Here is a 19453-nt window from a genome sequence, read left to right on the forward strand (position 1 = left end):
GGCCATGCTGACCTTCCTCTTCCGCCGCCTCCTGCAGATCGTGCCGACGCTGTTCTTCGTCTCGATCCTGATCTTCTCGCTGCAACAATTGCTGCCGGGCGATCCGGCGCTGGTGATGGCCGGCGAGGAGCGCGATCCGGCCGTCATCGAACAGATCCGCAAGCAGTACCGGCTCGATCAGCCGATCCCGGTGCAATACGCCTATTGGGTGAAGGGTGTGCTCACGGGCAACCTCGGCGAATCGCTACGGGTGAAAGTGCCGGTGCGCGAGCTGATCGCACAGAAGCTGCCGGTCACGCTGCAGCTCGCCTCGATGGCGATCGTGATCGCCTTCCTGATCGGAATTCCCGCCGGCATCGTCTCGGCCGTCAAGCAGGGCACAGCGTGGGATTATGGCGCCAACCTGTTTGCGTTGTGGGGCATCTCGACACCGAATTTCTGGCTCGGCATCATGCTGATCTTCCTGTTCTCCATCAAGCTCGGCTGGCTGCCCGCGTCCGGCTATGTGCCGCTGACCGAGAATTGGCGCGCGAGTCTTGCCTCCACCATCATGCCGGCCTTCGTGCTGGGCAATGCGATCGCGGCCATCCTGATGCGCCACACCCGAAGCGCGATGCTGCAGGTGCTGGAAAGCGATTATGTCCGCACCGCGCGCGCGAAGGGCATCTCCGAAAGCAGCGTGATCCTGAACCACGCGCTGCGCAACGCGCTGACGCCGGTGATCACGCTGGGCGCGCTCGAGCTCGGCACGCTGCTGTCGGGCGCGGTGCTCACGGAGCAGATCTTCTCCATCCCGGGCTTCGGCAAGCTGATCGTGGATGCGGTGTTCAACCGCGATTATGCCGTGGTGCAAGGAGTGGTCTTGGTCACGGCGACCGTCTACATCATGCTGAACCTCTTGGCCGACCTCGCCTATGTCCTGGTCAATCCGCGGTTGAGGGGCTGACAATGGCGGACGTCGCAATCACCACCGGCGCCGCGGGAAGCCAGGACGGGCTGGAGAGCCCGGCGCGCCGCGCCCTCCGGCGGCTGCTCGAACGCAAGGGCGCGATCGTCGGCCTGATCACCATCACGCTGTTATCCTGCTTGCGGTGTTTGCCCCGCTGATCGCGCCCTACGATCCCGTCAAGACCAGCTGGGCGCTGGTCCGCAAGGCGCCGGCGGCACAACACTGGTTCGGCACCGACGATCTCGGCCGCGACGTGCTGGCGCGCGTCATCTATGGCGCCCGCGCCTCGCTTTCCGCCGGCGCAGTGTCGGTCAGCATCGCGCTCGCGATCGGCGTCCCGCTGGGGCTGCTCTCGGGTTACATCGGCGGCGCGCTCGACGCGCTGATCAGCCGGATCACGGATGCGATGCTGGCCTGCCCGTTCCTGATCCTGGCGATCGCGCTCGCCGCCTTCTTAGGCCCGAGCCTCGCCAATGCGATGATCGCGATCGGCATCTCCACCACGCCGATCTTCGTTCGCCTGACCCGCGGCCAGGTGATGAACGTCAAGGTCGAAGAGTATATCGAGGCAGCGCGCAGCGTCGGCGACTCCGATCTGCGGATTGCGCTTGTGCACATACTGCCCAACATCCTGCCGCCGCTGCTGGTGCAGGCGACGCTGTCGGTTGCTGCCGCCATCATCGCCGAAGCCGCGCTCTCTTTCCTCGGCCTCGGCCAGCAGCCGCCCTACCCGTCCTGGGGCAGCATGCTCAACGCCGCGCAGCGTTTCCTCACCAACGCGCCGTGGATGGCGGTCTGGCCGGGGCTTGCAATCTTCCTGGTCGTGCTCTCGCTCAACCTGGTCGGCGACGGCCTGCGCGACGCGCTGGATCCAAGGGAGCGGTGACGGGCGCTGCGAAGCAGAGGCATCGTGGTTCGAGACGCGGTGCCCGCTCCTCACTGTAAGGGCAAGGATCTCTTCACGAACACGACCTCGTCCTGAAGAGCATCGCGGAGCGATGCGTCTCGAAGGATGGCCGCGAAGTGAGATTCGGAACTCGGGAAGCCATCGCGATCACACCAAACGAAAACGGCGGCTGCCATCGGCAGCCGCCGTCGATGTGAACCTTTATCGCCGACCGCTCAGGTCGCCTTCAGCGCATGCGAAGGTTCGGCGTCGAACTCCGCGATCTCCTTGGCACGCTGCGAGTTGGCCTTGGCCTGGTGATTGGTCGCCAGCACCGTATAGACGGCCGGCAGCACGAACAGAGTGAACAGCGTGCCGATCGACATGCCGGCGACCACCACGAGGCCGATCGAGAAGCGGCTCGCCGCGCCAGCGCCGGATGCCGTCAACAACGGGATCAGGCCGGTGACCATCGCCGCCGTGGTCATCAGGATCGGGCGCAGCCGGATCCGAGCCGACATCTCGATCGCGGAGCGGCGATCCAGGCCCTCATTGAGCTGCAGTTCGTTGGCGAACTCCACCATCAGAATGCCGTGCTTGGTGATCAGCCCGACCAGCGTCAACAGTCCGACCTGCGAATAGATGTTCATCGTCGCCATGCCGAAGAACAGCGGGATCATGGCGCCGACGATCGCCATCGGCACCGAGATCATGATCACGAGCGGGTCGCGCAGACTCTCGAACTGCGCCGCCAGCACCAGGAAGATGATCACGAGGGCGAACGCGAAGGTGATCGCAAGCTGGTTGCCTTCCTGGACGTATTGGCGGGAGTCCGCAAGGTAATCGTGGCTGAAGCCGGCGGGCAGCTTCTTCGCCAGGCCCTCCAGGAAGTCGACCGCCTGGCCCATGGTGACGCCGGGCATCGGCACCGCCGAGAACGTCGCCGAATTGAGCTGGTTGTAATGGGTCAGCGCATTCGGATCGGTCGCGGTCTCGATCTTGACGACGGTCGAAAGCGGCACCTGCTGGCCGGTCGAGGTCGCGACGTAGTAGCTGCCGAGCGCCTCCGGCGACAGCCGCTTGTCGCGCGGCACCTGAGGAATGACCTGATAAGAACGGCCTTCGAGATTGAAGCGGTTGATGTAGTTGCCGCCGAGCAGCACGGCGAGCGTGTTGCCGAGCGCCTGCATGGTGATGCCGAGATCGCTTGCCTTGCTGCGGTCGATCCAGACCCGCACCAACGGCTGGTTGAACTCGAGGTCGCTGTCGCTGACGATGAACAGACCGCTCTTGTTCGCCGCCTCCTTCAGCTTCGTCATCTGCTCATAGATCGGCTGGAAGCCGGCCGTCGAGTTGATCACCATCTGCACCGGCAGGCCGCCCGGGCCGCCCGGCAGCGCCGGCAAGTTGAAGGCGAAGGCATTGACGCCCTCGATCTTCGACAGCTGCGCCTGCACCAGCGATTTCAGCTGCATCGCCGAGCGCTTGCGCTCGTCCCACGGCTTCAGCAGCATGCCGGCGATGCCGCCCTGCGGGCCGTTGATGCCGTTCAGCACGAACGTCAGGTCGGTCTCCGGGAATTGCTGGAACGCCTTGTTGAGCTTGTCGCCATAGAAATTGATGTAATCGATATTGGCGTATTTGGGCGCCTTGGTGATCGAGAACACGATGCCCTGATCCTCTTCGGGCGCCAGCTCCCTGGAGGTGTGCATATAGAGGTAGCCGACGAGACCGAGCATCGTGACGGCGAACAGCGCGGTGACCGGACGATAGTCCAGCGAACGGTCGAGCTTGCGGCCGTACCAGCGCGTGATGGCGCCGAACACGCGGTTGACGAGCCGCGAGAACCTGCCCTCCTCGGCGCTCTTCAGGAGCATCGAGCACATCATCGGCGACAGCGTCAGCGCGATGATGCCGGACACGATGACGGAGCCCGCCAGCGTGAACGCGAATTCGCGGAACAGCGATCCCGTCAGGCCGCCGAGGAAGCCGATCGGCGCGTACACGGCGGCGAGCGTGATCGTCATCGAGATCACGGGGCCGACGATCTCGCGCGCGCCCTGCAGCGCGGCCTGCACCGGCGTCTTCCCCTCCTCCAGATGGCGGTGGATGTTTTCGACCACCACGATGGCGTCGTCCACCACGAGGCCGATCGCGAGCACCATCGCCAGCAGGGTCAACAGGTTGATGCTGAAGCCGAGCGCCAGCATCAGGCTGCAGACGCCGACCAGCGACAGCGGGATGGTGACGACCGGAATGATGACGGAGCGCAGCGAGGCCAGGAACAGGAAGATCACGACGATGACGATGAGAACCGCCTCGCCGAGCGTATGCTCGACCTCGTCGATCGAGGACTGGATGAACTTGGTGGAGTCGTAGGCCACCTTCATCTTCATCGAGGGCGGCAGGTTGCGCTCGATGTCCGGGAACAGCGCCCGCACGCCGCGGACGATGTTGAGGGGATTACCTTGCGGCGTCGCCTGCACGCCGATGAAGATGGCGCGCTCGCCGCTGAAGGCGACGCTCGCATCGGTGCTCTGCGCCGCCAGTTCGACGGTCGCGATGTCTCCCATCCGCACGAAGCCACCGTTCGCGGATTTCACGATCATCTTCTTGAACTGGTTGACGTCGGTCAGGCCGGTATTGGTGTTGATATTGGAGACGGTGAGATAGCCCTTGGACTGGCCCGCCGCCGACTGGAAGTTGTTGGCGGCAATTGCCGCGGCAACGTCGGCCGGCGACACGTTGCGACCGGCCATCCTGACCGGGTCGAGCCATAGGCGCATCGCGAAGGTCTGGCCGCCGAGGATGTCGGCGGAGGCGACGCCATCCACGGTCGAGAGCACGGGCTGGACCACGCGGGTGAGGTAGTCCGAGATCGCCGATCCCGACAGCTCGTCGCTGGAAAAGCCGATATACATCACGGCCGTGGTCTGGCCGGTGGTCTTGGTGACGACCGGATCGTTCGATTCCTTCGGGATCAGGTATTTGACCGAATTGACCTTGGCCAGCACCTCGGTCAGCGCCTGGTTCGGATCGAAGTTCAGCTTGACGTAGACCTGGATCGTCGAGGTGCCCTGCACCGAGCTCGACGTGATGTAGTCGACGCCCTCGGCGGAGGCGACCGCCTGCTCGATCGGCGTCGTGATGAAGCCCTGGATCAGGTCGGCGGACGCGCCGGGATAGACGGTGGTGACATTGACCACCGTGTTCGAGAGCTTCGGATATTGCCGGATCGGCAGCACCGTCGCCGCCCTCAGCCCGATCAGCAGGATCAGCAGGCTGACCACGACCGACAGGACCGGACGCTTGATGAAGATATCGGTGAGACTCATCTCGGCAATCTCGTTAGCTCAAAGGAGCGGTTCAGGTCGTGATGGCCGCCGGATGCCGGCGTCCTGCCCTGGCGTTCAGGTCACGCTCAATAGCGCGGCGGGGTCGCCGGGATCGGCGGCAGAGGATCGGTCGAGATCGTGACCGCAGCACCGGACTGCAGCTTGTTCTGGCCGACCGCGGCGACCTGATCGCCGTCCTTGAGGCCCTTCAGGATCACGGCACGGCCCTCGATACGATCGCCCGTCTGCACATAGGTGCGGGTGGCGGTCAGCACGGTCTTGCCGTCCTCAGTCTTCTTCTCGCTGATGAGGAAGACGGAGTCGCCGTAGAGCGTATAGTCCACGGCCGTCTCCGGAACGGTGACCACCGGCGGCTTGTCCGGCAGCACGACCGTGGCGGTCACGAACATGCCCGGCTTGAGGATATGTTCGGGATTGGCGATCGTGGCCTGCACACGGATGTTGCGGGTGTCGGTCGCGATCTGCGGCTCGATCGTCGTGATCTTGCCCTCGAAGGTCCTGCCCGGATAGGCATCGACCACCAGGCGCACGGTCTGGCCCGCCTTGAGCTGTCCACTGTCCTTTTCGGTGACGGTGAAGTTGGCCCAGAGCTGCGACAGGTCGGTCAGCGAGACGATCTGCGTGCCGGCGCTGAGATATTGCCCGACCTCGACCTTGCGGACGCCGAGTTCGCCGTCGAACGGGGCCCGCACCAGCTTCTGCGCGATCAGGGCTTCCGTCTTCGCGATCATCGCCTGCGCCTGATCGAACGTCGCCTGCGCCTGATCGACCGTGGCCTGCGGTCCGAACTGGCGCGAGGCCAGCTGCTTGGCGCGATCGAGCGAGAGCTGCGCGACGGTGGCCTGCGCCTTGTAATTGGCGAGGTCGCCCTGGTCCGGCGCATCGTACAGCTGCACCAGCGGGGTCCCCTGCTTCACATGCGAGCCGGGCGTGAACATGATGTCGGTGATGCGTCCGCTGACATCGGTGGTGACGTTCACCTGATGCACGGCCGCCAGCTCGCCGACGGCGGTCAGGAGATTGGGCACGGTCTCAGACTTGGCGGTCGCAGCGCTGATGCTGATCGGCGGCCTCGGCGCACTCAGGAACTGCGCGATCATCTTGGCGCGGAACATGTTGAACCAGACCAGTCCGCCGACCAGCAGCGCCAGCAAACAGCCGACGACGATGAACCACAGCACGGATCGGGTCCGCTTGCGGGGCTTGTCGTCGATCGGCTTACCGGACAATTTGGGTTCGGTCGCGATGTTCATGTCATGCACTCTCTGCAGTGACCGGTGGAACGGAGGGCTGTGCCAATTCGCGGTCGAGATAGGACGCAATCGCGGCATCGGTAAGCCCGATACCACGCAGGATGAATTCGGAAAGCTGGCGCACCAGCCTGTCGGCCCCGGTTTCATAATTGAGACAGGGCGTCGCTGGAAGCCGGGTCAACGCTGCGGTCATGCCCGTGTGATGCGCGAACCAGAACAGATCGAGCGGCGCGGCATCCATCCGCACGGCGTCGCCGGCAGCAATGGCACTCTCCAGCGACGCAACGAACTTCCCGCCGATCAGACCACTGACCTTGGCATATAGCAAGCGCGCGAACTCGCCGTCATCGAGGTGGCTTGTGACCATCAGCCGCAGCCTTTGCTCTTCTTCCTCGTTCGGCCGGTTGGCGATCCCGAGGAAATGCCCGACCATCGCGACCGTGAACCTCACCAAGGTCGCCGTCGACGGCGCCTGACCGAGCAGGAACTCGAGATCCGGATCCGCCTCGCACTCCTCGGCCAGGATTTCCGCGTAAAGTGCGGCTTTGGACGGGAAATGTTTGAACAGCAGCGCCTCGGAGATCGCCGCCGCGGCCGCCACGCTCTTGGTCGTGGTGCCTGCGTAACCGTAGCGGGCAAAGCAACGCTTGGCCGCGCCAAGGATCAGTTGCCGCCGCAAATCGCTAGTCATTCGCAACGTCGACATCGGGTGTGAGTAAATACTCACTTTACCGTTGTCAAGAAATATACCGCAACGCGGCAGCCACGTCCGGCTAAGCCATTGGAAATGCGTGCCTCCGCTCGCAACACAAGATTGTAAAGCCCTATAGGTTCCATCGGTATTTTACAACCGCACACGCCCAGCACGTTGGGTTTTTCTTTCGCCCGGTGTCTTTCTTTCGCCTGGCATCGTGCATGATGCGCGCCGGACCGGCCGAACGCAGCCGATCAAAAAGAACCGCCGGGAGGATCGTCGCAACCATGAATGCCGCCGATGCGCGCGAGCTCGCAGCCAATTTCGACCTGCAAGACCTGACGCCGGGTTTCTACGCCGACCCCTACCCGACCTACCGCGCCTTGCGCGACTACGAGCCGGTGAAGCGCCTGCGCAACGGCAGCTTTTTTCTCACGCGCTATGACGATCTCGTCACCGCCTATAAGAACACCAAGGCGTTCTCCTCCGACAAGAAGCTGGAATTCGCGCCGAAATACGGCCCGTCCCTGCTCTACGAGCACCATACGACCAGCCTTGTGTTCAACGACCCGCCGGCGCATACGCGCGTGCGTCGGCTGATCATGGGCGCGCTGTCGCCGCGCGCGATCGCCGAGATGGAGCCGGCGCTGATCGCGCTGGTCGACCGCCTGCTCGATGCGATCGAAGCCAAAGGCAAGTTCGAACTGATCGGCGATTTCGCCTCCGCGATTCCCGTCGAGGTGATCGGCAATCTGCTCGACGTCCCTCATGCGGAACGCGGGCCGTTGCGCGACTGGTCGCTCGCCATCCTCGGCGCCCTGGAGCCGGTGCTGTCGCCGGAGCAGTTTTCACGCGGCAACGAGGCCGTGAAGGATTTCCTGATCTATCTCGAAGATCTCGTCGCGCGCCGCCGCGCCAAGCCCGGCAATCCCGAGCGCGACGTGCTGACCCGGCTGATCCAAGGGGAGACACATGGCGAAGGCAATGGCGAGCGGCTCAGCGAGAAGGAATTGCTGCACAACTGCATCTTCCTGCTCAATGCCGGCCATGAGACCACCACCAACCTGATCGGCAACGGGCTGGTCGCGCTGTTGCAGCACCCGGCCGAGAAGCGCCGGCTGCTGCAGGCGCCCGAGCTGATCCGGTCAGCGGTGGAGGAAATCCTCCGCTATGAGAGCTCGAACCAGCTCGGCAACCGGATGACGACCGAGCGGGTCGAGCTCGGCGGCATCACGCTGGAGCCCGGCACCTTCGTCACCCTATGCATCGGCGCCGCCAACCGCGATCCCGCGCAGTTCGAAGACCCCGAACGCTTCGATGTGACCCGCATCTCGAACAAGCACCTCGCTTTCGGCACCGGCGCGCACCAATGCGCCGGCATGGCGCTGGCGCGGCTGGAAGGCGCCATCGCGATCTCACGCTTCCTGAAGCGGTTTCCGAACTACACGCTGACCGGCGAGCCGGTCCGCGGCGGCCGCGTGCGGTTTCGCGGGTTTATGAGCGTGCCGTGCGCGGTCGAAGGCTAGAATGTGAGCGTGATGATCTTAAGCACAAGCGGCGTGCCGCGCCCACCGCGAGAGGCTAACGCCTTACGGTCGTGGGCTACGGGTCAAGGGCGGCTGTGGCCGGTCGGCTGATGGCGCAGCCGGTGTACCCCCAGCTTCGGAAATAACCCCTCCGCTCCGGGACTTACGTTTCGGGCCAGAAGCCGACGTTAGCGCTCAATAGTGCGCACGGCCATTGATCCCGGATCGGTGCGGATCATGTTCGCTTTTCTGCCGTCGTCCGTCACAAAAATATCGTAGTGCGTCCGGAGCTTCGGATCGGCCAGTGAGATCATAGTCATCGATCCCGTACAGTCCGGGTTCAGAGTGTAAGTGCCTGTGAGTTTCTGTTCTCGGGTAACGATACCGCGACGGCTGGACGTCTCCTTTCCAAGCACATCCGCGACGCCATCAAATACATATACTCCCGAGTGTACGCGCTGAGCGGTTGGCGCAAGAGGCTCAATGAACCCCCTTCCTAGAAAGATATACTGTCCTGCCAATGTTTTGCCGGAGAAGCGCCTGGTGGTCGTTCAGGTGGTTGAATTAGATCAATACCAGAAGGGGATTCATACGGCGGACTTCCTCGACCTTGTCCGGCAAGTCGTGATTTTCGCTCATTGATGCTGGGACGGCCTCAGCGTTTTCTTCGGCTCAAGGGCGGCTGTGGCCGGTCGGCTGATGGCGCAGCCGGTATACCCCCAGCTTCGGAAATAACCCCTCCGCTCCGGGACTTGCGTTTCGGGCCGATCGCGAAAGTCCAACGCGAGCAAACGAGATCGCCGCCTCGCGGGACACGGCGGTTACGTCGGATTGGCTGCGAATGCTACCAGCTCTTTTGGTGATCTGATGTGGATGATCCGCAGCCGATCAGATTTTGCGTAGATCGCCTCTATGAGCCGGGGCCTCATCTCACGGTGAAGCCCCCACATCATCTTGTAGAGGCGGAACGTGACCGGCAGCATCGGACAACCCGGAGGGCCATCAGGTCGCCCAAAGAACACCGACTTCACCTGGCGCTTGGTCGCCCACCAGAGATGAATCCAAAACGGATGGTCAACCAAAACAACAGTATCGCATGCGGCAATCCGGTCGAGGACAGAGAACCAAGGCCCGTATCCATCAAGCAACCAGCGCTCCTGCGACAGCAGGGCATCGTGGCTCTCGCGTAGTTCTTCGTCAGGAACCCGCACCCAGTTCGGACGCCACAAAATATTATCGATGGCGAAGTAAGGCAACGAGTGCGCACGACACAATGCCTTGCACATCGTGGATTTGCCGCCACCGGCGTTGCCGATCACCATTACGCGCGTCATCGTGTGTTGTTAACATAGCGATTGGCCGCATGGAAGCGCCTTTGGGTCAAGGGCCGCCGTGGCCGGCAGACGGATGGCGCAGCCGGTGTACCCCAACTTCGGAATAACACCCGCGGTTCCGGGACTTACGTTTCGGGCCAATTGCTGCCATTGGCGCTGCGTGCGGGCCGGCCTTCTGCCCCGGTCGCAGAGCCGGACACTATTTGTGAATTGTGGTCCCAAAAGACATTCTGAATTCTTCCCGCAATCTTGGAGGGGGGGACACATGAGACGCGCAGCCTTGATCACCATCGCGGAGTTTGCCGCTGCGGTCGACAGGCCACATCCGGTACGGGTAGCCATCGACGGCCGAACTGCATCGGGTAAGACAACTGTCGCCAATGAAATGGCTCATGAACTCGACCGTATCGGCCGAGCGACCATTCGCACCTCTATCGATGGCTTTCATCGACCGAAGCGCGAACGTTACGCGCGTGGTCGCCATTCGGCCGAAGGTTATTATTTTGACGCCCGGGACCTCGATGCCGTCCGGCGGTTACTCCTCGAGCCGCTGGGTCCCGGAGGAAGCCTAATCTATAGCACCGCTTCCTTCGACCTCGATAAGGACGAGCCTATCGTTGCGCCCACCCACAGGGCGAATCAACGCGACATCTTGATCGTCGATGGGACATTCTTGCAGCGATCAGAGCTGCGAGATGCTTGGGAAGTCGTCATATTTGTTGACGTCGATGTAAAAACAGCTGGCGAAAGGGGGACGTTGCGCGACGCCAACCAACTCGGTGGCCGTGAAGCGGCGGAGGCTCTGTACCGGGATCGGTACGCGCCGGCATTCGAGATTTATGAGCGGCTAAGTCAACCCATCCAAAATGCCAACATTGTGCTGGACAATAGAGAATTCGAGACTGCGGCGGTGCGCATCAACCGCCCCGTCTGACCTCAAGTACGATCGGCCGCGCGCTGGGCCGTAGTGTGCCAGAAGCTGACGTCTGTCTGACCACCATGAACGACTCACTTGCGTCGCCAGGATTCGACTAAGGCAGCGAGCTTGGCGTCCGACGTCTCGTCGCCCTGAGCTAAATCTGCTTCGTAGCCAAACCAATAATCGCCGACCAGCGTGCGGTGGGTGCAGAACCTTCCGTTGTCCAGTCGGCATGCCACGAGCCGTGTCGGCTCTCCCATCGCATTCAGGCGCACGAAATAATGCTGGATCCGCGTAGGCGCGCCGGGCTGCAGCTGATAGCTCAGATCAAACGATCGATACCCGTCGTGATCGGGACCGGGAGTCATCTCCGACCGGTATTTGCGCCATGAACCCAGGGTCGGATCGGCAACGTCCTTATCACCTGGAAGAATCCGGACCTGTTGAATCCAGCTACAATCGATGTCGGTGTGCCCGCCGAGATTGGACAGGCAGAGATCGACGGTGAAGCCGATCTCGCCGGGAGGGTCGCGAGGAGGACGGCCGGGGCCGGCATCCGCATATTTCCAGGGTACCAGGAACACCTCCGGGCCGATATGCCGCTCGTAATAATCAGGTCCCGGTTCGACGCGGGCACGGGCAATCTGGTTGCCGGCAATGGTCGCGGTCCAGATCAGAATGACCAGCAAGGACGCGGTGGCGCGAAACCCCAAGGCGAACGCGACCGAGGACAGCACCGCGGCAAGGCCGGCAGCGGCCATGATTAGTTTGGATGCGTTGAGATCATACGCATCCAGCGTCGCATGCGGATGCGCAGGGAAGTAGAACTTGTCGAAGCCCGCCGCCGCGCCGACAACAAAGCAGACCGGGATCGCCACCACAAGCAGGACCCAGGCGGCGACAACAGACGTTTTGGCGTGCCTCCGGAGTAGTTTCACGATTCACCAAATAACCAAGGATTCCTGACTGGCATCTTAGCAAGAATATGATGCACTGCTATTTCTTGTCGAGCACTCATGCGCGACACACTTTCGCTTCAAGCCAAAGGCCGCCGTGGCCGGCAGACGGATGGCGCAGCCGGTGTACCCCCAGCTACGGAAATAACCCCTCCGTTCCGGGACTTACGTTTCGGGCCAGGAGCGGCCACGCGTTATTCCTCAAACTGGGGGCGCGCTTGCCAAGCTCGATAGTGCCCGCTATCGTCAACTCCAACATCAAGAGTTGGGCCGACGCCCAGCGCCAACCTGCTCCCCGAGCAAGGTGGCTTTCTTCCTTCGGAAGAAGATGTGGCCGGTCCGGCAACTAAACGGGACAAGCCACCACGGCGTCATGCGCTCCTCTCTTCGAAGAAGGGGACGAGAATGACTGTCGATAGAGTCGAAATTGAGCTGGCCGATGCAAGGTCCCCGGACCTGATCAACCTCGTCACCGCGCTGGACGATTTCTTGAACAAGGTCTGCGGGGTGGACAGGAATCACGGCTCTCCAATCGATCGGCTGGCGCACGGCGACACGCAAATGTTTATCGCGCGGATTGCCGGACAAGCCGTCGGCTGTGCAGGGCTGCAGATGTTCGCGGATGGTACCGGGGAGGTGAAGCGCATGTATGTCGTCCCCGAGGTTCGGACAACTGGAATAGGCAGCAGCCTCCTGACGCGCGTTGTGGAAGCGGCCTTGACCGCCAAGCTGTCGGTTCTGCGGCTGGAAACCACGGAATTTCTTCCCGATGCGCAGAGGCTCTATCGGGCGAAGGGTTTCGTTCCGTGCCCGGCGTATGGCCCATACGTTTCCAACCCGATCAATTTGTACTTCGAGAAATGGCTGACGAAATGATTGTCGAGGGCGATGCGCCGACAAGGAATAACGAGGCGTAGGTCGGGTTGGAGCCGGAGGCGTAACCCGCCATCTTGACGTTTCAAAACGGCGGATCATGATCCCGCCCGAGCTGAAATCCTGCCGGGCTCCAGAGCCTCGCGGCGCCGCTAGCGCTCCGCAAACTTCCGCTTTCAGCCCGAAGGAGAAGTCGAACACACCGACTGACTAGGCATCAGGAACTCATCCAGTCATTGCCATTTCCTGGCCACAGCACGATGGTGGAAAGGTGCGGCAGGAGTCAGGAACGTCATGATCTGGACGATCATCATCCGCCCGTTCATCCTCGCTTTGGCATGCGGTGCAGCCGCTCAATCGGTCGCGAACGCGTCCGACGCCAGTTGGGATGAATGCCTCATAGCCCCGAGACGGGCCTGCGTCCTACGTGAGGCCGCAGAGGTCGCCCGCACCATCGACGACCCGCATTTGTCTGCGCACAAGCTCGGCGAGATTGCCAAGGCACAGTTGAAGGCCGGCCTGTTCACTGAGGCCGCCACGACGATCGATCTGGCCTTGCAGGTCGCGAAGTCAATCGCCAAGGATAGCTATGGTCGCGACGAAGCATTCGAGACCATCGCGCAGGCTCAGGCGCAGGCCGGCAAGCTCGCCGACGCGCTGGAGACAGCCAAGTCGATCGAGAACCGCCACGTGAGGGCCGCGGCGTTCGGGGCGATCGCTATTGAAGAGGGGCATGCTGGCCGGCTTGACGATGCGCTTCGACGGGTGCAGGCGATCGAGGACTTGCCGGATCGTGCCCTCATCATACGCCGGGTGACCTGGGAGCTGCGGGCCAGCGCAGTGGCGCGGGGAGAGGACGACAAGATCGTGGCCGCGCTTCAAACAGTGCTAGCGTTCGAACAGCGGTATCCGCCGCCCATAGCGACGACGGGCGTTCATCACCCCTCGGAATTCATCCCGGCGCTCGCCATCATCGCGCAAGCGCAGGCCCGCGCGGGAAAAGTCGCCGACGCCATGCGGGTTGCGAGACTGGTCCCGCGCTCGATGGAGCGCGCCCAGACGTTTGCAGCCATTGGCGTCGCGCTAGCGCGGGCCGGTGCGGTCGGTTCGGCCTTGGAAGTTGCGCGCTCGATCGATGACCCATGGGAGCGCGGCATCGTGCTCGGGCACATTCTCGAGCCTCGGCTGACGCCCGATCTCATCGCCGATGAGGCGACGACGCCCAGTTCGCCTGTGAAGGCCAAGGTCCCTGATAATGTCCGAGATTTCGTCGCCGCCTTCACGGATGGAGAGCAGCGCGCCACCGTGCTCTGCCTTATCGCAACGACGTTGGCGAACAACGGCCGCCTGGACCAAGCAATCGCGCTCGCGGAGCCAATCGATCAGGACAAACCACGCGCCTTCGCTTGGCACGCCATTGCCAAGGCGCAAGCGAAGGCCGGCATGGCCACACAATCGATCGCGTCCTTCGACCGGGCCGTCCAAGCTGCGTTGTCGTTCCAACCGAACGACGGGCTTTTGTCGAAAATCGCCGTCTCACAAGCGGATGCTGATCTGATCGATGAAGCCCTCCATGTCACCCGACTGATCGGCGGTACCATGGCTACGTCGGGATATGTCGCAAAGGTCATGAGCGATGGCAAGCTCGTCAACGTCGACTATGACCGTCGCTATGCACTGCGCGCGATCGCCAAGGCGCAAGCAAGAGCCGGCAGGACGGTGGACGCCTTTCAAAACGCGTCGGCGCTCAGGCTGGGTCCTGATATCATTCCCCAAGGGCAAGGCGTCGTCGCCGAGGGGCTCGCCGAGGCTGGACGGATCGCCGAAGCAATCGATGCCGCCGGGGCCGAGGACAATCTCTATCGTCGCTCCGAGCTGCTCGCGTCGATTGCCAAGGCCCGGGCTGAAGCCGGCAGGATCGACCAGGCGAAGCAGGTGACGCAACACGTCACCTGGGGGCGCGATCAGGTCGAAGCCCTAGCGTCAATCGGCGGTGCGCAGGCGAAGGCGGGCCTCACGGCCGATGCTATGGCGAGCTTCGCCGAGGCCATGCAGATCGCGTACGCGCAGCCTTACAAGAACACGACAGCCGAGGCCCTCGTAAAGATTGCGGGCCGATTATCGGACTGAGCTCGCAGGCCCGCGATCGCTATATGAACACGTTGCACGAGATCACCCCATTATCTTTTGTGTTACGCGACTTTCCGGTTAGGGTCATTCGCGACACGGTCGGGCGCCTCTGGCATGTCCGGAAATCGCCCTTAACGGGCATTCCCGGACTCTGATGAGAGGTGCGTTGTCGGACAACTCGGTGGACGGCGCAATACAGTCCATCTGCGCCGCCTGCTGGTCTCCGGCCTGCTTGCGCTGTCCGTACAGCCCGCGCCGAAAAACTCATTTCGCGAGCCGCTTCAAGCGCATCCCGCTATCCAGCCCGCTTCGGAGAAATATTCCTCTTTCGTTTTATCAGAAATCGTGATTGACTGTCGTCATCCCGTCTCGATACGAGGGGCGTTTCGCGATCGTCACGGACGTTGCGGCGGGATGCGGTGGGCGTGTCGATGTTGCAGCGTGGTTGATCCGCGCCGACGAACGACGTTGATGCGCACGGTCAAGTCGCGTGGTCCTGGCATCCCGACGCTGATGCCGCGCTGATGCGTAAGCATCATGCGCAAACGGTGGCCAAAAAGCCCGGCGCACCGGGGAGAACGCGAAGCAGCCGTTAAAACCATTGCGCGGGGAATGCCGGGATGTCTCGGCTGAACCTGTGGTACCTGCCGCCTGCATTTTTTGCTGCAGGCGGGCCATGGGTGCGGCCAGCGCCCGGCATTCCCCGTGCCCTCTGCTTGAAGAGGGCAGGTTTTGCAGCATAGCTCGGACGCGACAGCGCCGCGAGAAGGTGAACTTATGTCTCACCACCGTCATTGCGAGGCGCGCGAGCGACGACTTGTCCGCCATGGCCGGACCTGTCCACTGATGCGCGCTCTCGAGGTCGGGGTAACATCACAAAGACTGCCGATCAGGCGCCCCCACCCCAGCCCTCCCCCGCAAGCGGGAGAGGGAGCGCACAGCATTCTCGGCGGCAGCTTGATAACTCTGGGCACCGGACAGAAATGCCCCCCGGCAACATCGCGATCATCGACCGAACACCATCGCAGGCCTATAGTGGCCGACGACGAGGCTCGGTTTTGCGGCAGCGATGTCCGCAAGCTCACGACATCAGGCTCTGCGCGGCGTGACGTTCCCCGCCCCCGGCCTGCAGCCGACAACAGCAGCGGTGACGAACATGTCTGCACCGGTCAATCCATTCATCGCGACGGAGGCGCGGCTCGGCGCGCAGAACTACAAGCCGCTCGGCGTCGTGCTCTCGCGCGGCGAAGGGGTGTTCGTATGGGACACCGACGGCAACCGTTATCTCGATTGCCTCTCGGCCTATTCGGCCGTCAACCAGGGGCACTGCCACCCGAAGATCCTGGCCGCCATGATCGAACAGGCGGGACGGCTGACCTTGACGTCGCGCGCCTTTCACAACGACCAGCTCGCGCCGTTCTATGAGGAGATCGCAGCGCTGACCGGCGCCCACAGGGTGCTGCCGATGAACAGCGGCGCCGAGGCGGTGGAGAGCGCGATCAAGGCGGTGCGCAAATGGGGCTATGAGGTCAAGGGCGTGCCCGATGGGTTGGCCGAGATCATCGTCTGTGCCGACAATTTCCACGGCCGCACGCTCGGCATCATCGGCTTTTCCACCGATCCAGTGGCGCGCGATCATTTCGGGCCGTTTGCGCCGGGCTTCAGGATCATCCCGTTCGGCGATGCCAGGGCGCTGGAAGCTGCGATCGGGCCGAACACCGTGGCCTTCCTGGCCGAGCCGATCCAGGGCGAGGCCGGCGTGATCATTCCGCCATCGGGCTATTTCGCCGAGGTGCGACAACTCTGCACCGTCAACAATGTGATGCTGATCCTCGACGAGATCCAGACCGGGCTTGGCCGCACCGGCCGGCTGCTGGCGGAACAGCATGACGGCATCGAGGCCGACGTCACCTTGCTTGGCAAGGCCCTGTCCGGCGGCTTCTATCCAGTCTCGGCGGTGCTCTCCAACCACGCCGTGCTCGGCACCTTGAAGCCCGGCCAGCACGGCTCGACCTTCGGCGGCAATCCGCTGGCCTGCGCGGTGGCCCGCGCAGCGCTGCGGGTGCTGGTCGAGGAAGGCATGATCGAGAATGCCGCCTTGCAGGGCGCGCACTTTCTCGAAGGGTTGAGGAGCATCCGCGCCAACACCATCCGCGCTGTGCGCGGACGTGGATTGATGCTGGCGGTCGAGCTGCACAAGGAGGCCGGCCCCGCGCGCCGCATTTGCGAGGCGCTGCAGGCGCGCGGCATCCTCGCCAAGGACACCCACGAGCACACCATCCGCTTCGCCCCGCCGCTCGTCATCACGAGGGATCAGGTCGAGTGGGCGCTGGAGCAGATCGGCGCGACGTTGATGCAGGAGGTCGCGTGACGGCGGTCTTCGTCCTCGGCCCTTGCTGCTGCGGAAAGCCCCGGTCAGACCTCTGTCTTGGCGGTCCATTCCAGGACCAGCGTATGAATGCCGCAGGTGCCGCTGTAGAGGCTCATGACGCGCGTGCCCGGCTTGCGCCCCGCCCGCGGCTCCGAGACCTGGACGCCAGCCGCCAGCAGACGCTCGCGCGCGGCATCGATATCGGCCACGCGCCAGCTCAAGCCCCACAATTTGTCATGCACCGCATCCCCGCCGGCCACCGGACGCTTCACGACCTCGACGATCAGGTCGCCACAGCGGAAGAACATCAGCTGTCCCCACTCCTGGTGGGTTCGGTCGAGCGCCATGTCGAGGCCGAGCCGCGCGCCATAGAGCGCGGCGGAGCGTTCGGGATCCTCGGTCGATATCACCACGTGATCGAGCCCGAGGACCGGCGAATCCGCCGTGGCGAGCGATCGCGGCCGCTCCGCCGCAAGCTCGAGAAAGAACATGCGGACCCCGCGGGTCAGCTCGGTGGCAGCGCGGGTGCGCTTCCAATGCAGGCTCGCGCCGGACAGCGTGTCGGTGTTGCTGACCTCGACAATCGGGTCCGGCTTCAGCGCGACCCGCTCCAGTCTCCGATGCATCTTCGCGACGTCGTTGGTGGCAAAGCAGATGCTGGCGAGGCCCTCGCCCCAGATCTTGATGACGTTGCGGATGCGGTCGGCGGCGACGCTATTGCCCGACGGCGCCATCAGTTCGAGCGTCATATTGTCGAGCGTGAACAGCACGCGTTCGGCACCATCGTCGGCATTTTTCCATGAGGGCTTTCGGCCGAGCAAGGTCTCGTACGCGGTCGTGGCCGCCTGGATGTCCTCGATGAGAACGACGATATGGTCGAGACCCGTGATCACGGAAACAGCCCTCGCGAGTTCTTGGCTGCGCGGACCTTTTCCACGCCGATCGCCATCGCTGCGGTCCGGTGCGCGACGTTGTCGGCGCGCACGCGCGCAAGCATGTGCTCGAAGGCGCGGTCCAGGATCTGATACTCCCGCCGCATCACCTCCTCTTCCTCCCAGAACAATTGCTGCAGATCCTGCACCCATTCGAAATAGCTGACCACGACGCCGCCGGAGTTGCAGAGAATGTCTGGGATCAGGAAAATCTCCTTGCGCCGCTGCTCGAGCACCAGATCGGCATCGGGCGTGGTCGGGCCATTGGCCGCTTCCGCCAGCACGCGGCATTTGAGATTTTCCGCAACCCGCGCATCGATCACGCGCTCGACCGCGGCCGGAACCAACACATCGCAAGCAAGCGTCAGGATTTTGGCCGGATCGAACGCAAGCTCGGTCGCGAAACCGGCGATGCTGCCGTGCTTGACCGCATGATCCATGAGCGCGGGGATGTCGAGCCCGCGGTGATCGTGCAGCGCACCGGTATGGTCGCTGACCGCGATCACCTTCATGCCCATCAGATGCAGCCCAAGCGCCGCATAGGAGCCGACGTTGCCGAACCCCTGCACGACCGCGGTGGCCTTGGTCGGCTCGATAGCAAGGACATCCATCACGCGCCGGGCGAGATGGGCCACCCCGCGCCCGGTCGCCTCGCGGCGGCCCAAAGTCCCTCCGGAAAACACCGGCTTTCCGGTGACGATCTCCATCACGGTCTGGCCCTGGTACATGGAATAAGTGTCCATGAACCAGGCCATGACCTGCTCGTTGGTACCCATGTCCGGCGCCATCACGTCGGTGTGCGGACCAACGAAGGGAATCATCTCCTGCATGTAGCGGCGCGACAGCGACTCCAGCTCGCGTTTCGACAGCTGGCTCAGGTCGACATTCACCCCACCCTTGGCGCCGCCGTAGGGCAGCCCGACCAGGGCGCACTTCCAGCTCATCCAGATCGCGAGCGCCGCCACCTCTCCGATATCGACAGTAGGCGCGAATCGCGTGCCGCCCTTGGTCGGTCCCATCGTCAGGAGGTGCTGAACCCGATAGCCTTCGAACACGGCGATGGTGCCGTCGTCCCGGTGGATCGGACAAGACACCGTGATGGCGCGCTTGGGCAGGAGCAGGCGGTCGCGCTCGTCGCCTGGGATACCAAGATGATCGGCGATCACATTGAATTGCTTGGCCGCCATGTCGAACACCGGACCCGCATAGACCGTCATCGATCGCTCCTGGTTTCGAATCTGCGCCCGTTGCAGGATAGCGCGCATGCCGCCGCT

At 63.2% G+C, this 19453-nt stretch carries 14 protein-coding genes, 1 pseudogene and 1 riboswitch; of the genes and pseudogenes, 7 read left to right on the plus strand and 8 right to left on the minus strand.

The genetic code is table 11. From position 1 onward, the window contains the following. Positions 1–4 precede the first annotated feature (4 nt). Positions 5–946, plus strand: a complete 942-nt coding sequence (locus tag QXZ85_RS00505) for an ABC transporter permease (protein WP_315706304.1) — start codon at positions 5–7, stop codon at positions 944–946. A 2-nt stretch (positions 947–948) separates the two neighbouring features. Continuing rightward, positions 949–1835, plus strand: a pseudogene (locus QXZ85_RS00510) (ABC transporter permease). Between the two features lie 236 nt (positions 1836–2071). Here the strand turns inward: QXZ85_RS00510 and QXZ85_RS00515 are convergent. From QXZ85_RS00515 to QXZ85_RS00525, 3 genes are all read right to left on the minus strand, one after another. Further along, complete coding sequence (locus tag QXZ85_RS00515; RefSeq protein WP_315706306.1) at positions 2072–5170, minus strand: MexW/MexI family multidrug efflux RND transporter permease subunit; 3099 nt, start codon at positions 5168–5170, stop codon at positions 2072–2074. An 86-nt stretch (positions 5171–5256) separates the two neighbouring features. Beyond that, positions 5257–6444 carry an efflux RND transporter periplasmic adaptor subunit gene (locus QXZ85_RS00520; RefSeq protein ID WP_315769222.1) on the minus strand — a complete coding sequence of 396 codons (1188 nt, stop codon included), beginning with the start codon at positions 6442–6444 and terminating at the stop codon, positions 5257–5259. Position 6445: 1 nt separating this feature from the next. Beyond that, positions 6446–7135: a helix-turn-helix domain-containing protein gene (locus QXZ85_RS00525; RefSeq protein ID WP_315706308.1), complete on the minus strand. Its 690-nt coding sequence runs from the start codon at positions 7133–7135 to the stop codon at positions 6446–6448. Between the two features lie 290 nt (positions 7136–7425). On the opposite strand from QXZ85_RS00525, the gene QXZ85_RS00530 reads away from it, so the two are divergent. Next, positions 7426–8664, plus strand: coding sequence for a cytochrome P450 (locus QXZ85_RS00530; RefSeq protein ID WP_316173666.1), 1239 nt, complete (start codon positions 7426–7428; stop codon positions 8662–8664). A gap of 188 nt (positions 8665–8852) precedes the next feature. Here QXZ85_RS00530 and QXZ85_RS00535 read toward each other — a convergent pair whose 3' ends face one another. Together QXZ85_RS00535 and QXZ85_RS00540 are read right to left on the minus strand one after the other, a co-directional pair. Beyond that, positions 8853–8978 carry a hypothetical protein gene (locus QXZ85_RS00535; protein ID WP_316173665.1) on the minus strand — a complete coding sequence of 42 codons (126 nt, stop codon included), beginning with the start codon at positions 8976–8978 and terminating at the stop codon, positions 8853–8855. Positions 8979–9485: 507 nt separating this feature from the next. Next, entirely contained in the window at positions 9486–9986 is a 501-nt protein-coding gene (locus QXZ85_RS00540; RefSeq protein ID WP_315706312.1) for a flagellar protein FlaR, read from the minus strand. Positions 9987–10263: 277 nt separating this feature from the next. Here QXZ85_RS00540 and QXZ85_RS00545 point away from each other — a divergent pair, with 277 nt between their 5' ends. Beyond that, positions 10264–10932: a uridylate kinase gene (locus QXZ85_RS00545; RefSeq protein ID WP_315732777.1), complete on the plus strand. Its 669-nt coding sequence runs from the start codon at positions 10264–10266 to the stop codon at positions 10930–10932. Positions 10933–11006: 74 nt separating this feature from the next. Here QXZ85_RS00545 and QXZ85_RS00550 read toward each other — a convergent pair whose 3' ends face one another. After that, positions 11007–11795: a hypothetical protein gene (locus tag QXZ85_RS00550; protein WP_315706314.1), complete on the minus strand. Its 789-nt coding sequence runs from the start codon at positions 11793–11795 to the stop codon at positions 11007–11009. 328 nt (positions 11796–12123) lie between these two features. Beyond that, positions 12124–12233, plus strand: a riboswitch (SAM-I-IV-variant riboswitch). Positions 12234–12278: 45 nt separating this feature from the next. Here QXZ85_RS00550 and QXZ85_RS00555 point away from each other — a divergent pair. The 3 genes from QXZ85_RS00555 to rocD all read left to right on the plus strand — a co-directional run bounded on the left by QXZ85_RS00555 (position 12279) and on the right by rocD (position 17247). After that, complete coding sequence (locus QXZ85_RS00555) at positions 12279–12749, plus strand: GNAT family N-acetyltransferase (RefSeq protein WP_315706315.1); 471 nt, start codon at positions 12279–12281, stop codon at positions 12747–12749. 291 nt (positions 12750–13040) lie between these two features. Then, positions 13041–14876: a hypothetical protein gene (locus tag QXZ85_RS00560; protein ID WP_316173664.1), complete on the plus strand. Its 1836-nt coding sequence runs from the start codon at positions 13041–13043 to the stop codon at positions 14874–14876. A 1156-nt stretch (positions 14877–16032) separates the two neighbouring features. Next, positions 16033–17247, plus strand: coding sequence for an ornithine--oxo-acid transaminase (rocD, locus tag QXZ85_RS00565; protein ID WP_316173663.1), 1215 nt, complete (start codon positions 16033–16035; stop codon positions 17245–17247). Between the two features lie 44 nt (positions 17248–17291). On the opposite strand, the gene QXZ85_RS00570 is transcribed toward rocD, so the two are convergent. Together QXZ85_RS00570 and QXZ85_RS00575 are read right to left on the minus strand one after the other, a co-directional pair. Then, positions 17292–18140, minus strand: a complete 849-nt coding sequence (locus tag QXZ85_RS00570; RefSeq protein ID WP_316173661.1) for a VOC family protein — start codon at positions 18138–18140, stop codon at positions 17292–17294. Beyond that, positions 18137–19396 (minus strand): Glu/Leu/Phe/Val dehydrogenase, encoded by a 1260-nt coding sequence (locus tag QXZ85_RS00575; RefSeq protein WP_316173658.1) that lies wholly within the window; start codon positions 19394–19396, stop codon positions 18137–18139. The genes QXZ85_RS00570 and QXZ85_RS00575 overlap by 4 nt, the downstream gene beginning before the upstream one ends. Between the last annotated feature and the right edge of the window lie 57 nt (positions 19397–19453).

The organism is Bradyrhizobium sp. SZCCHNGR1005 (assembly GCF_032489995.1).
GTDB lineage: Bacteria > Pseudomonadota > Alphaproteobacteria > Rhizobiales > Xanthobacteraceae > Bradyrhizobium.